Source organism: Rodentibacter sp. Ppn85 (assembly GCF_001999335.1).
In the GTDB taxonomy this organism is placed as follows: Bacteria; Pseudomonadota; Gammaproteobacteria; order Enterobacterales; family Pasteurellaceae; genus Rodentibacter.
Genome location: NZ_MLHS01000005.1, coordinates 1 through 14,675, shown reverse-complemented (window position 1 = coordinate 14,675; position 14,675 = coordinate 1). Strand labels below are relative to the sequence as shown.

Here is a 14,675-nt window from a genome sequence, read left to right as displayed (position 1 = left end):
GGCTTTTTTGTAGGTTATTTTCCTAAATTATCTAGATAGTCAAAATTGTGTGTTCTCATCTTATCTATAGCTTTTTTAGAATTAATACAATTTAGTAACTCAGGACGAACTTCACCGTTTTCACATTTTTTTAGCCATTCTGTTCTTAGTTGATCATTCTTCATAAAATCATCAACGGTATATTCTTTTTCATTGCAGGCAACCAGAGCAATGCCTGAAATAAGAAGTAAAGCTAGTTTTTTCATTGTTTCCCCTAGTCACATTTCAATTCACAAAAGGTTTTCCATTGTATTGAAAATAAAAAAAAGGCAACGGGTGAGTGATTTTTCGGATTCTTTATTCTTTTCCTATACGGATTCCGCTATAATTTCCCAGTTCAAATTCATCTTAAAAATCGACCGCACTTTATGAAACTTTACGCTAATAACAAATGTCTAGATTTATCGGCTCCTCAAATTATGGGGATTCTCAACTTCACACCGGATTCATTTTCTGACAGCGGGCAGTTTTTTAGTCTTGATAAGGCATTGTTTCAAGTGGAAAAAATGTTGAATGAAGGGGCGGCCATTATTGATATTGGTGGCGAATCAACCCGCCCGATGGCTGGAGAAGTGTCGGAAGAAGAAGAACTTCGTCGCGTGGTGCCTTTGGTTGAAGCGGTGAATCAACGCTTTGACTGTTGGATTTCAGTAGATTCTTCTAAGGCAATTGTGATGCAAGAGGCGGCAAAAGTCGGAATGGATTTAATCAATGATATTCGATCCTTACAGGAACCAAATGCCTTACAAGTTGCCTCAGAACTGGATTTACCCGTTTGTATTATGCATATGCAAGGACAACCAAGAACGATGCAAACGAATCCTCAATATAAAGATGTAGTACAAGATGTCCTCACTTTTTTACGAGAGCGTTCGGAAGAATGTATTATTGCAGGAATAAGAAAAGAAAATTTAATTTGGGATATGGGGTTTGGCTTTGGTAAAACCGTTCAACACAATTATAAGTTATTGCAGCAGTTAAATAGATTTTGTGAAGAGGGATACCCCGTGCTTGCAGGATTATCGCGCAAATCAATGATTGGTGCAGTGTTGGATAAACCTGTTGATGAAAGAGTGATGGGGAGTGTTGCCGGTGCGTTAATTGCAGCGCAAAAAGGCGCAAAAATTTTACGCGTGCATGATGTGGCTGCTACATCTGATGCACTCAAAATCTGGTTAGCAACAGAAAACGCCTAATTTTTTAGAAAAAATTGAGAAATAAAGGAATTTATTATGGCAAATCGTAAATATTTCGGTACGGATGGTGTACGTGGCAAAGTGGGAACTTATCCGATTACGCCTGATTTTGCATTAAAATTAGGCTGGGCAGCAGGTAAGGTACTTGCTTCACAAGGATCAAAAACCGTCTTAATTGGTAAAGATACGCGTATTTCCGGCTATATGTTGGAATCGGCATTAGAAGCAGGCTTAGCTGCGGCCGGCTTATCCGCTGCTTTTACAGGGCCAATGCCGACCCCGGCCATTGCTTATTTAACCCGTACTTTCCGCGCGGAAGCCGGTATTGTTATTTCCGCCTCTCATAATCCTTACTATGATAACGGAATTAAATTTTTCTCTGCTCAGGGTACAAAACTACCTGATGAAATTGAGGAAGCGATTGAAGCAATGCTTGAACAGCCAATGGATTGTGTTGAATCGGCAGAACTGGGTAAGGCGAGCCGTATCAATGATGCAGCGGGTCGTTATATTGAATTTTGTAAAGGTACATTTCCGGCTCATTTAGGCTTAGAAGGCTATAAAATTGTGGTAGATTGTGCAAACGGGGCAACCTATCACATTGCACCGAATGTGTTGCGTGAGCTTGGTGCGGAAGTGATCGAGATTGGTACGGAGCCAAACGGTGTTAATATCAATGAAAAATGCGGTGCAACAGATGTTCGGGCATTACAAGAAAAAGTGCTAGAAGTGAAAGCCGACATTGGCTTGGCTTATGATGGAGATGGCGATCGTATTATGATGATTGATCACCTTGGAAATAAAGTAGACGGCGATCAAATCCTCTTTGTTATTGCTCGTGAAGCACTGCGTTCCGGTCAATTAAAGGGCGGCGTAGTAGGGACGTTAATGAGTAATATGAGCCTTGAGATTGCACTTAAAATGCTAGGCGTACCGTTTTTACGTGCAAATGTAGGGGATCGTTATGTACTTGAAAAAATGTTGGAAAATAATTGGACGCTTGGGGGAGAAAACTCCGGTCATATTATTATTTCCGATAAAAATTCTACGGGAGATGGTATTGTTGCTTCATTAGCCGTATTGGCAGCAATGGTTCAACATAAACTTTCACTCAATGAATTGGCTAGTGCGGTGAAGTTGTTTCCTCAAGTATTAATTAATGTACGCTTTACTGGTGGGAAAAATCCATTAGAAAGTGATAGGGTAAAAGCCATTGCTGCAGATGTAGAAAGACGTTTGGAAGGAAAAGGGCGAATTCTATTGCGTAAATCCGGCACGGAGCCCTTAATTCGTGTCATGGTGGAATGTCAAGATAGTGAAATGGCCCAACAATATGCGGAAGAAATTGCTGAGGCTGTGAAAACAAACTAATTTGTACGACCGCTCTAAAAAAAGAGCGGTCGGTTTTTTCTTTAATTTAGGAAAGCAATATGAAAATTTTTATTATGCGTCACGGTGAAGCCGAAGTGATGGCTAAAGCCGACAAAGAGCGTTGTTTAACCGAATATGGGAGAAAACAAGCTTTTGTGCAAGGAGAATGGTTAAAAAATACGACAAAATCAACCGCACTTTCATTTAACTGTATATTAGTCAGCCCCTATCAACGCGCTTTAGATACCTTTGAACAAGTGAATTTAGCATTTGATTCGGCACTACAACCTAATTTAGAAATTTGGGAAGGAATTACACCTTACGGTTCGGCAGAGTTGGTCGTAGATTATTTGTCAGTACTGGAAAAGAAAGGCATAGAAACTATCCTTATTATTTCCCATTTGCCGTTAGTCGGGGAAATTGTTGCAGAACTTTATGGTAAACGAAACCCGATTAGTTTTTATCCGGCAACCATTGCTCAAATTGATTGGAAAAATGGAAAAGGGCAGATTATGAGCTACAGCTACTCACCGGAAATGCTTTAATTTGTCTAAAAGATAGACATTTTAGATGTTTTATTTTCTTTACAAAAAATAAATTTAAAAATGGGAACTTTTCATAAAATTATTGTTTTTCAATTGGTTATAGTGAAAAGTTAAGATTGAAAACAGCAGTTTTACTTTTATGGAATGTAAATTTTGTTTTCGATTGTTTTATTTTTGCGTAAACTACACATTGCACAAGGCAAGTATGCTTTGCTAGTTTGTTACTCAATTAGGAGATAGAAATGAAAAAAACAGTATTAGCGACATTAGTATTAGGCGCAAGTTTAGCCGTAACAGGTTGTTTTGATAAACAAGAAACGACACAAAAAGTTGAAGCGGCAAAAGAGGCGACAGCCAATACGGCAGCTGATGTAAAAGATGCAGCGGTAAGTGTGGCGTCGGATGTTAAAGATTCGGCAAAACAAGCCGCATCTGATGTAAAAGAGGCAGCAAAACAAACAATGTCTGATGCGAAAGAAGCAACAGTGAATGCCCTAGATTCAGCAAAATCTGCAGCAGCGGATGCAAAAGATAAGGCTGTGGAAAAAGCAACTGAAATGAAAGATGCGGCGGTGGCTAAAGTTGAAGAAGCCGGAGAAGCAGCCAAAGCTAAAGTAGCGGAAGTTAAAGATTCAGCTATGGAGAAAATGGTGGAAATGAAAGATGCAGTGAGCAACAAAGCATCTGAAATGAAAGACGCAACGGCAGAAAAAATGGATTCGGCAAAAGAAGCAATGTCTTCAATGAAAGAATCTGCAACTGAAAAAGCGGCTGAAGCTGTGGATGCAGTGAAAGACGCAGCAAAATAATTTTATAAAATTGAATAAATCCCTACCGGAGTTTCCTGTGGGGATTTTCTTTATAGAGGGAAAGGTAAATGTTATGTGCGATTTATAAAAGTAAGAAAAAAGTGGGGAGTTACCTTTATATTCAAAAACGTGATGATTTCTCTGCCGTTCCCAATAATTTATTGGAGCATTTTGGTAAACCTGAACTGGTAATGATGTTTAATTTATCTGGTAATAAGCCGCTTCGTCATGCTGATAAAAATGAAGTCGAGAAAAAAATTAAATCACAGGGTTTTTATTTGCAAATACCAAATAAGGATGATGGATTATTTAACAGCTTGAGTGAAATAAAATAATCCTTGATTATCCGGAAGTAAAATACAAAAAGTGCGGTCAATTTTAACCGCACTTTTCTATTCAGCATGTTCCTTTTTAAGAATATCTTCCTCACCTAAAGTGAGTAAACGAGCGATGGCGTTACGATAAGAAATTTCAAGGCTTTCACGGCTTGTTGCTATCACTCCTTGATCGATTAGAAAACCATCATTTACATCATATACCCAGCCGTGTAAAGAAAGTTTTTGCCCGCGTTCCCAAGCACTTTTTATAATGGAAGAACGACCGAGATTATAAACTTGTTCATTGACATTAATTTTAGTCAGCATATCGGCACGTTTTTCCGGTGAAAGTTTTCCGAGTAAATGGCTATGTTTAAACCAAATATCACGAATATGGAGTAGCCAGTTATTAATTAAACCTAGATCCTGATCTGCCATTGCGGCTTTAATACCACCACAATTAGTATGTCCACAAATAATAATATGTTCAATTTTAAGCACATCAACCGCATATTGCACAACGGAAAGACAGTTAAGATCCGTATGAATAACTTGATTTGCCACATTACGATGAACAAATAATTCGCCGGGCTCTAAATTTGTCAGTTTTTCTGCAGGAACACGACTATCGGAGCAGCCAATCCAAAGATAATGAGGTGTTTGATGATCAGCAAGCTCTTTAAAATAAGTGGAATTTTCCTCTTTCATTCGTTGTGCCCAGCTTAAATTATTAGCGAAAAGCTGTTCAATTTTTTTCATTTTACTTTCCTTAAAACAATAAAAATTTGACCGCACAAGAAAGTGCGGTCAAGTTATCTCTATTTTTGATTAAAAATTCGCATTACGCGGTGTACGAGGGAATGGGATAACATCACGAATATTTTGTACTCCGGTAACGTATACAATCAAGCGTTCAAACCCGAGTCCAAAACCGGAATGAGGCACAGTTCCGTATTTACGAAGATCACGATACCAATAGTAATCTTTCGGATCTAACCCCATTTCTTCCATACGTTTATCAAGCACTTCCAAGCGTTCTTCACGTTGTGAGCCGCCAATAATTTCACCAATTCCCGGTGCTAATACGTCCATTGCCGCGACAGTTTTTCCATCGTCATTTAAACGCATATAGAAAGCTTTAATATCTTTTGGATAGTTTTTTACCACAACAGGGGATTTAAAATATTCTTCCGCTAGATAGCGTTCATGTTCAGAAGAAAGATCGATTCCCCAAGAAACCGGAAATTCAAATTTCTTACCGGATTTTAATAACACATCAATGGCATCGGTGTAATCAATCTGAGCGAAATCGGATTTTACGAAGTTTTCTAAACGATCAATCACATCTTTATCGACATGTTTTTCAAAGAATTTTAAGTCATCTTTACGTTCAGCCAATACTGCACGGAAAACATATTTCAGCATATCTTCGGCCAGTTTTGCATTATCCTCTAATGTGGCAAAGGCGACTTCCGGTTCAACCATCCAAAATTCTGCAAGATGGCGGGTTGTGTTAGAGTTTTCCGCACGGAAAGTTGGTCCGAAAGTATAAATTTTGCTTAATGCGCAAGCATAGGTTTCACCGTTTAATTGGCCGGAAACCGTTAAAAAAGATTCTTTGCCGAAGAAATCTTGGCTAAAATCGACCGCACCTTTTTCATCACGCGGAAGATTTTCGAGATCCAAAGTAGAAACTCGGAACATTTCGCCTGCGCCTTCCGTATCTGAAGCTGTAATAAGCGGAGTTGCAACCCAATAAAAGCCTTGTTCATGGAAGAAACGATGAATGGCTTGTGCTAAACAATGGCGTACACGAGCTACGGCACCGATAATATTGGTACGTGGACGTAAGTGTGCGACTTCGCGTAAGTATTCGATAGAATGGCGTTTTGCTGCCATTGGGTAGGAATCAGGATCTTCTACAAACCCAGCTACTTCGACTTTGTCAGCTTGTAACTCAACAGCCTGGCCTTCTGCCGGTGACTCAACGATTTTACCGGTCACAACAACAGAACAGCCGGTTGTAAGACGTAAAACTTCGTTTTCATAATTTTCAATATCATTGTTAATAATCGTTTGGATAGGATCAAAACAAGAACCGTCATATACGGTTAAGAATGAGAGTCCCGCTTTAGAATCGCGACGAGTACGAACCCAGCCACGCACAGTAACAGTTTCACCAATCGCGACTTTTCCTTGTAATACATCTGCAATAGATGCAATTTTAGACATACGAACCCCTAGGTGTAATAAGAATAATAAAAAGTGCGGCTAGTTTACCTTAAATCCTGAAATTTTCCATAAAAAGTTAGAGCTTAGCGTTAGACTCAAGTAGAATGTCCGAACCATAAATAATTAGAGGAGAGTTTTTATGTGGTCAGATATTTTAACCGGCTACGGTATTTTTATTTTAGAAATCTTAACAATTTTACTTGTTATCGCAGCAATTACGGCATTTATTATTTCTGCCCGTCGAAATAAGGATGCAGAACAAGGTGAACTGATAATTAGCAATTTATCCGAGGATTTTGAGGATAGAGTTAAATATTTACGTGATTTTCATTTATCAGATGAAGAGTTAAAACGGCAAAGAAAAGCAGAAAAGAAAGTTGAAAAACAAAAATCAAAAGAGTTAAAAGCAAAATTGAAAAAAGGTGAACCGCTTGATAAACCTAAATCGTGTGTTTATGTTTTAGATTTTAAAGGTGATATTTCTGCCTCACAAACAACCGCACTTCGTGAGGAAATATCAGCAATCCTGAATGTAGCCAAATCTGATGACGAAGTATTACTACGTTTGGAAAGTCCCGGTGGCGTTGTGCATGGATACGGTTTGGCCGCCTCGCAGTTAGCGCGTTTAAAACAAAAAGGAATTAAATTAACTATTGCGATTGATAAAGTTGCGGCAAGCGGCGGTTATATGATGGCTTGTGTAGCGGATAAAATTATTGCCGCACCTTTTGCTATTATTGGATCGATTGGCGTAGTTGCCCAAATACCGAATATTCACCGGTTATTAAAAAAGCATGATGTTGATGTTGATGTGATGACTGCGGGAGAATTTAAGCGTACGGTAACGATGCTAGGGGAAAATACTGAAAAGGGAAAACAAAAATTCCAACAAGAATTAGAAGAAACTCATAAACTATTTAAACAATTTGTCCGTCAAAATCGATCTCAGTTAGATGTTAATAAGGTTTCTACCGGTGAACATTGGTTTGGTACGCAAGCGTTAGAGTTGCAATTAATAGACGGGATTTCTACCAGTGATGATCTTTTACTTGATGCGATGAAAGATAAATTAGTTATTGGTGTGACCTATAAGATGAAAAAAACATTATTGAAAAAGTTAGGGCAACAGGCAGAAGAGAGTGCTAATGCACTTATTCAGCGCTATATGAATAGGACTTGTCAGGATTTTATTCACTAAGCTTTACATTATTTTACAAAAATCACGGTAAATAGAATATTTCAGTTATAGTTTAATATTTACAAAATTGGCTTTTACTATTAGTATAGCCCTCGAAACTTTTGTAGTTTTCTCATTTGGAATTAGTAAAGTTTAGTTGTGTGTTTCTTGATTACAAGGATGACACTTTTTTAATGATTAAAAGGTAAAAACATGAAATTATCACGTATTTTATTATCTGCAGCTGCCGTTACAGCAGTTGCAGCTTGCGGTAACTTAAGTAAAGTTACTTCCGAAGGTATGCCTGAATATAAGGATGTTGATGGCGTTCAAGTACCACAACTAGTGTGGCCAAAAATTGACAGTGCTGGTTTTAATCATGATGGTAGCCAATTTGGTTCATGGCCAAACTGGGATAATGTGCGTATGATTGAACGTGGTATGAATAAAGATCAGCTCTACAATTTGATTGGTCGTCCGCACTTCTCTGAAGGCTTATATGGTGTAGAAGAATGGGATTATGCGTTTAACTATCGTGAAAACGGAGTGCACAAAATCTGTCAATATAAAATCTTATTTGATAAAAACCATAATGCCCAAAGTTTCTTCTGGTATCCAAACGGATGTAACGGTCAGTCTGCATATACTCTAAGCGGTGATTTCTTATTTGATTTCGATAAAGATGTATTGACTCCACGTGGTAAAGAAGTGGTTGATAATGTTGCCGCTCAATTAAAATCTGCAAATGCGAAAGAGGTTAAAGTGGCTGGCTATACTGACCGTTTAGGTTCTGATGCTTACAACCTCTCTCTCTCTCAACGTCGTGCAAACCGTGTAAAAGCACGTCTAATTGAAGATGGTATAAAAGCTCAGATCACGGCTGTCGGCTACGGTAAAAACCCGCAGGTTAAAGCTTGTGAAGGCTTCCGTCATGCAAGTAAAGAAGAAAAAGATTGTTTACGTCCTAACCGTCGTGTAGAAATCACATCTTCTGGTTCTTTAATGAAACTACATCAAGAAGCAAGCCAAATGAATGGTGGTACACAAGGTCCTACACCACTTTATCAAAAATAATTTTGATTAAATAGGGAAATAGCATAACTTTGGTTATGCTATTTTTTTATCTTAGCTAATCCTCTAAATTTCTTAACATTGATAGTTAAACACTGTTAATTATCAAACTTATACTTTATACCCTTTTCTATAATTTATAAAAGTGCGTTCATAATTTATGTAGAATTATACAAAAAAATTCAGGCGCTTATGGTTCTCATTGTGACAAATTTAACCCGTTGTTTAAAAATGTTGTGATAACAGCTAGCTTTTTAGAAATAGCATTTAACTCTAATCGATAGATACCCTTTAAACGTAAATAAAAACGTGATTTTTTAATGTGTTGGTATTATTATTAGAAAAATTTTTAGATAAAAGTAAATCAGAGGAAACTATGCAGCATCTGAAGGATCTTGCCGATAAAGCAAAATCAGCGATTAATTCGATCGAAAATAAGAGTTTAGTAGCACTGGATGAAATTCGTGTTGAATATTTTGGTAAAAAAGGTCATTTCACGCAATTAATGCAAGAACTGAGAAATATTGCGGCAGAAGAACGCCCTGCAGTAGGAGCAAAAATAAATGAAGTCAAACAAGTTGTGCTTGAGTTTTTGAGTACGAAAAAAGCTGAGTGGGAACAAGAGGAACTGAATGCTAAACTTGAAAAAGAACGCATAGATGTAACTTTACCGGGTAAAAAAGTGGAAAAAGGTGGCTTACATCCTGTTAGCATAACAATTAATCGCATTACTCAATTTTTTTCGGAACTTGGTTTCTCTGTAGAGAACGGTCCTGAAATTGAAAGTGATTATTATAATTTTGATGCGTTAAATATTCCAAAACATCATCCTGCACGTGCTGACCATGATACATTCTGGTTTAATCCCGAATTATTATTGCGTACTCAAACTTCAGGAGTGCAAATCCGTACGATGCAGAAAATGCAACCGCCAATTCGTATTATGGCGCCGGGGCGTGTTTATCGTAACGACTATGATCAAACACACACGCCAATGTTCCATCAAGTTGAATTACTGTATGTGGATAGAAAAGTAAACTTTACAGAATTAAAAGGTTTATTACATGATTTCTTACGTGCTTTTTTTGAAGAAGATTTAAAAGTACGTTTCCGACCTTCTTATTTTCCCTTTACCGAGCCTTCGGCAGAAGTGGATGTCATGGGTAAAAACGGCAAATGGCTTGAAGTATTAGGCTGCGGTATGGTTCACCCGAATGTATTACGTAATGCGGGAATCGATCCGAATGAATATTCCGGTTTTGCAGTGGGAATGGGTGTTGAGCGGTTAACTATGTTGCGCTACAACGTCACAGATTTACGTTCATTCTTTGAAAACGATTTACGTTTTTTAAAGCAATTCAAATAAATTATTTTTCGGATGTATCCTCAAAACGAGGTTATATATAATAAATTTTAAAGGGTAAAGAATAATGAAATTTAGCGAGCAGTGGGCAAGAGAATGGGTTAATCCGGCTGTTTCTACAGAACAATTATGTGACCAAATCACTATGTTAGGGTTGGAAGTAGATGGCGTAGAAAATGTTGCGAGTGATTTTACAGGTGTTGTTATCGGAGAAGTGGTTGAGTGCGCACAACATCCTGACGCGGATAAATTACGTGTAACTAAAGTGAATATCGGTAGTGACAGATTATTAGATATCGTGTGTGGTGCACCGAATTGCCGTCAAGGATTAAAAGTCGTTTGTGCGACGGAAGGGGCGGTGTTACCGGGTAATTTCAAAATTAAGAAAACCAAATTACGCGGTCAACCGTCGGAAGGTATGCTCTGTTCATTTTCTGAACTTGGTATTGATGTTGATGCTGAGGGAATTATAGAGTTACCGCAAGACGCACCGGTCGGCACAGATTTTCGTCACTATTTGAATTTAAATGATAAAGCGATTGAAATTAGTTTGACGCCGAACCGTGCGGACTGTTTAAGTATAGCCGGGATTGCCCGTGAAATTGCTGTTGTTAATAAACAGCCGGTAAATCGACCGCACTTTGACGTAGTGCCGGCAACAATTTCAGATAAAATTGATATTGAACTTGTCGCACCGGAAGCTTGCCCACATTATTTACTTCGATTGGTGAAAAATGTGAATGTAAAAGCAGATTCACCAATTTGGATGAAAGAGAAATTGCGTCGTTGCGGTATTCGTTCTATTGATCCCGTCGTTGATATTACGAATTATGTTTTACTTGAATTAGGCCAACCGATGCATGCCTTTGATGCATCAAAAGTTGTGCAACCGGTGCAAGTACGTTTAGCAAAAGATGGCGAAGAACTTATTTTACTGGATGGTACCACCGCAAAATTACAATCAAATACCTTACTTATAGCGGATGCTAATGGCCCGCTTGCGATGGCAGGGATTTTTGGGGGACAAGCAAGTAGTGTTACCTCTGAAACGAAAGATGTTATTTTGGAAGCGGCTTTCTTTACTCCTCTGGCGATTGCCGGTCGGGCAAGACAATATGGTTTGCATACGGATGCGTCACACCGTTTTGAGCGTGGAGTTGATTTTGAATTAGCACATTATGCAATGGAACGTGCAACGGCATTATTACTTGAAATTTGTGGCGGTGAAAGTGGAGAAATTAATGAGGCGGTAAATGAAGAATTTTTACCGAAAGTCAAAAAAATCCAACTTCATCGTGAGAAATTAGACGCTTTACTGGGGCATCATATTGAAACCGAGATTGTTACCGATATTTTTGAACGCCTTGGTTTTGATGTTCAATACGAAAATAATGTATGGACGGTAATCTCAGCAAGCTGGCGTTTCGATATTGATATTGAAGAAGATTTAATTGAAGAAGTTGCGCGTATTTATGGATATAACAGTATTCCAAATAATGCACCACTGGCACATTTACGTATGCGTGATCATCAAGAAGCCGTATTGGATTTAGCTCGGATTAAGACCGCGCTTGTAGATTCAGATTACCAAGAAGCGATCACTTATAGTTTTGTTGATCCAAAAGTACAAAGTCTATTGCATCCTCATCAGGAGGTACTTGAGCTGCCAAACCCCATTTCCACCGAAATGTCGGTAATGCGGGTTTCGTTGTTAAGCGGTTTACTCGGAGCAGTGTTATATAACCAAAATCGTCAACAAAATCGTGTTCGCCTGTTTGAAACGGGATTACGATTTATTCCTGATGCCGATGCTGAATTCGGCGTGCGTCAAGAATTTGTATTAAGTGCGGTAATTAGTGGTACGACAAGTAATGAAAGTTGGAATAATAAAGCTCAGTCAGTCGATTTCTTTGATTTAAAAGGCGATTTAGAAAGTCTACTGTCTTTAACCGGAGTGGGAAGTAAAGTATGTTTTGTCGCAAAAACTTTTGCTGCATTGCACCCGGGACAATCTGCGTCAATCGAACTGGACGGTAAGGAAATTGGCTTTATTGGTACGCTTCATCCATCAGTTTCTCAAAAATTGGGGTTAAATGAAAAAATAGTTGTATTTGAAATTTTATGGAACGCAATTGCAAATCGGAATGTCATACAAGCAAGGAAAATTTCCAAATTCCCGGCTAACCGTCGAGACTTGGCACTTGTGGTTGCGGATGAAATTGCTGCTGGCGATGTTATTGAGGCATGTAAGCAAGCTGGTGGGGAAAAACTCACTCAAGTTAATTTATTTGACGTGTATAAAGGTATTGGCGTACCGTCAGGTACAAAAAGCCTTGCTATCAGTTTGACGATTCAAGATAATGAAAAAACCTTGGAAGACGATGAAATCCATGCTGTAATTTCCGCTGTGTTAGATGAGGTTAAACAACGTTTTAACGCTGAATTAAGAGACTAAACCTATGACGCTTACAAAAATTGATATTACCGAATTTTTAATTGAAAAATATCGGTTGCAAAAATTAGAGGCTAAAAACTTAGTAGATGATTTTTTTGAAGAAATTCGCTTATCTCTTGAATCCGGCTGTGATGTAAAATTATCGGGATTCGGTAATTTTGAATTACGTGATAAAGCTTCTCGTCCGGGACGTAATCCTAAAACAGGGGAAAGCGTACCGGTTTCAGCGCGCCGTGTGGTGGCATTTAAACCGGGGCAAAAATTACGTACGAGAGTTGAAAAAGCGAAAATAAGTCGATAAATGAAAAGTGCGGTTATTTTTAGCCGCACTTTTGTTCATTGAGATATAAAATGAAATCAATTGAAAGGTTATTTCTTGTTTTTACTACAATGCTGTTATTTGCTTGTGCTTCAGGGAATTCCGAGAAGGAAAATTACGCCATTAATTACAAAGGAAAAATTGATGATCCTATTATGGCAATTACGTTATTGAGCGAACAACAGTATGAATGGGCGGGAACGCCTTATATATTGGGCGGAAAATCTAGACATGGGGTAGATTGTTCCGGGTTTGTTCAGAAAACTTTTTTTGATCGTTTTAATATTACTCTACCTAGGACGACAAAAGAACAGGCTAGACATGGAAAACTTATTCATAAGGAAGACATTCAAACCGGTGACCTGATTTTCTTTAAAACGGGACGTGGCCCGAACGGTTATCATGTCGGAATTTATGTGAAAGACGGCAAATTTCTTCATGCTTCCACAAAAGGTGGTGTTATTTATTCTTCAATGAACACACCTTACTGGACAAAAACTTTTTGGCAAGCAAGGCGAATTTAAAGGCAAAGTGCGGTTAATTTTAACCGCACTTTTGTTTTTTAGACTGACGAGCGAACCCCCAACATATGACAAATCGCATAGGTTAATTCACTCCGATTAAGCGTGTAAAAGTGGAAATCACTCACGCCCTCAGTGGATAAAATTTTCACCATATCCATAGCAACACTTGCGGCGACAAGATTGCGAGTAGTCGGATCTTCATCTAATCCATCATAGGCTTTAGTTAGCCAACTTGGTATTTTCACATTGGTAAATGATGCCATTTTCTGAAGTTGCTTAAAGTTTGTTACAGGTAGAATGCCTGGTACTATTTCCGTATCAATGCCAATAGATGCGCAACGATCACGGAAGCGCAGATAACTATCAATATCAAAGAAAAATTGAGTAATAATATGGTTTGCACCTGCATCAATTTTACGTTTTAAGTTAATTAAATCAGCTTGCGCCGATTTTGCTTCCGGATGGACTTCCGGGTAAGCAGCAACGGAAATATCAAAATCAGCAACGGATCGGAGTAGCGCTACTAAATCGGAAGCGTAGAACGGTTTTTTATCATAACCTTTCGGTTCGTCTCCACGTAATGCAACAATACGGCGAATACCATTGTCCCAATAGTCTTGAGCGATTTTTTTCAACTCTTCCGTCGTGGCATCAATACCGGTCAAATGAGGGGCGGCTTCTAACCCGGTTTCTTGCTTAATTGCTTTTACAATACTGTGAGTACGATCCCGTTCACCTGAATTTGCACCGTAGGTTACAGACACAAATTTCGGTTTTAACACTTTTAAACGATGAATTGATTCCCATAGCATATTTTCCATTTTTTCATTTTTAGGCGGAAAAAATTCAAAGGATACATTGATTTTTTTATTAAAATCAGCAATGTTTTGATTTAAATTATTAATTTCTTTTGCATAGCTCATAGCGATTCTTCCTACGAATTAATTGTGTAATATGACAATAAATTAACTTTATTCATGAGTCAATTTTAATAAATTCATTAAAAACATTAATTATATTAATATTCGGAAGATAAACATAAATATGAAGATTTTTTACGCAAAAAATTAGCATTTGATGGAAAAATATGTATAATACGTCGACCCTGTAAATGCACGGATTCCCACCGTGCATTATTTTATCTATATCACACTTGAAGGGGTGATGATTAAGATTAATGGTTGTGTTTCATGGAAACACTGGGTATCAAACTTAATTTTTGGTAATTAATTAATGAAAACTTTTGTAGCAAAACCA

Annotated in this window: 15 protein-coding genes; 11 read left to right on the top strand and 4 right to left on the bottom strand. The window is 38.0% G+C overall.

Features of this window, described 5'->3' with window-relative positions:
* Positions 1-14 precede the first annotated feature (14 nt).
* Complete coding sequence (locus tag BKL51_RS00860) at positions 15-245, bottom strand: EexN family lipoprotein (protein ID WP_077464877.1); 231 nt, start codon at positions 243-245, stop codon at positions 15-17.
* Between the two features lie 162 nt (positions 246-407).
* Between BKL51_RS00860 and folP the strand changes: the two genes are divergently transcribed.
* The 5 genes from folP to BKL51_RS00835 all read left to right on the top strand — a co-directional run bounded on the left by folP (position 408) and on the right by BKL51_RS00835 (position 4,295).
* Entirely contained in the window at positions 408-1,235 is an 828-nt protein-coding gene (folP, locus tag BKL51_RS00855) for a dihydropteroate synthase (RefSeq protein WP_077464876.1), read from the top strand.
* Positions 1,236-1,271: 36 nt separating this feature from the next.
* Complete coding sequence (gene glmM, locus BKL51_RS00850; RefSeq protein WP_077464875.1) at positions 1,272-2,606, top strand: phosphoglucosamine mutase; 1,335 nt, start codon at positions 1,272-1,274, stop codon at positions 2,604-2,606.
* 59 nt (positions 2,607-2,665) lie between these two features.
* A complete protein-coding gene (sixA, locus tag BKL51_RS00845) occupies positions 2,666-3,151 on the top strand; it encodes a phosphohistidine phosphatase SixA (protein ID WP_077464874.1) in 486 nt (161 codons plus the stop codon).
* A 242-nt stretch (positions 3,152-3,393) separates the two neighbouring features.
* Positions 3,394-3,960 (top strand): histone, encoded by a 567-nt coding sequence (locus tag BKL51_RS00840; protein ID WP_077464873.1) that lies wholly within the window; start codon positions 3,394-3,396, stop codon positions 3,958-3,960.
* A 68-nt stretch (positions 3,961-4,028) separates the two neighbouring features.
* The gene (locus BKL51_RS00835) at positions 4,029-4,295 is read left to right on the top strand and encodes a YcgL domain-containing protein (protein WP_077464872.1); all 267 of its coding nucleotides are present in this window, start codon (positions 4,029-4,031) and stop codon (positions 4,293-4,295) included.
* A 57-nt stretch (positions 4,296-4,352) separates the two neighbouring features.
* On the opposite strand, the gene can is transcribed toward BKL51_RS00835, so the two are convergent.
* Together can and asnS are read right to left on the bottom strand one after the other, a co-directional pair.
* Positions 4,353-5,036 (bottom strand): carbonate dehydratase, encoded by a 684-nt coding sequence (can, locus tag BKL51_RS00830; RefSeq protein ID WP_077464871.1) that lies wholly within the window; start codon positions 5,034-5,036, stop codon positions 4,353-4,355.
* 69 nt (positions 5,037-5,105) lie between these two features.
* Positions 5,106-6,509: an asparagine--tRNA ligase gene (gene asnS / locus BKL51_RS00825; RefSeq protein WP_077464870.1), complete on the bottom strand. Its 1,404-nt coding sequence runs from the start codon at positions 6,507-6,509 to the stop codon at positions 5,106-5,108.
* Positions 6,510-6,648: 139 nt separating this feature from the next.
* Here asnS and sohB point away from each other — a divergent pair, with 139 nt between their 5' ends.
* From sohB to BKL51_RS00795, 6 genes are all read left to right on the top strand, one after another.
* Positions 6,649-7,707, top strand: a complete 1,059-nt coding sequence (gene sohB / locus BKL51_RS00820; protein WP_077464869.1) for a protease SohB — start codon at positions 6,649-6,651, stop codon at positions 7,705-7,707.
* Between the two features lie 192 nt (positions 7,708-7,899).
* A complete protein-coding gene (locus BKL51_RS00815) occupies positions 7,900-8,760 on the top strand; it encodes an OmpA family protein (protein WP_077464868.1) in 861 nt (286 codons plus the stop codon).
* Between the two features lie 373 nt (positions 8,761-9,133).
* Entirely contained in the window at positions 9,134-10,123 is a 990-nt protein-coding gene (gene pheS / locus BKL51_RS00810; protein ID WP_077464900.1) for a phenylalanine--tRNA ligase subunit alpha, read from the top strand.
* Between the two features lie 64 nt (positions 10,124-10,187).
* On the top strand, positions 10,188-12,575 hold the full coding sequence (pheT, locus tag BKL51_RS00805) for a phenylalanine--tRNA ligase subunit beta (RefSeq protein WP_077464867.1): 2,388 nt from the start codon (positions 10,188-10,190) through the stop codon (positions 12,573-12,575).
* A gap of 4 nt (positions 12,576-12,579) precedes the next feature.
* The gene (locus BKL51_RS00800) at positions 12,580-12,876 is read left to right on the top strand and encodes an integration host factor subunit alpha (protein ID WP_059366327.1); all 297 of its coding nucleotides are present in this window, start codon (positions 12,580-12,582) and stop codon (positions 12,874-12,876) included.
* Between the two features lie 50 nt (positions 12,877-12,926).
* The gene (locus tag BKL51_RS00795; protein ID WP_077464866.1) at positions 12,927-13,418 is read left to right on the top strand and encodes a C40 family peptidase; all 492 of its coding nucleotides are present in this window, start codon (positions 12,927-12,929) and stop codon (positions 13,416-13,418) included.
* A gap of 38 nt (positions 13,419-13,456) precedes the next feature.
* Here the strand turns inward: BKL51_RS00795 and metF are convergent, their stop codons facing one another.
* A complete protein-coding gene (gene metF, locus BKL51_RS00790) occupies positions 13,457-14,341 on the bottom strand; it encodes a methylenetetrahydrofolate reductase (protein ID WP_077464865.1) in 885 nt (294 codons plus the stop codon).
* Positions 14,342-14,675: the final 334 nt, after the last annotated feature.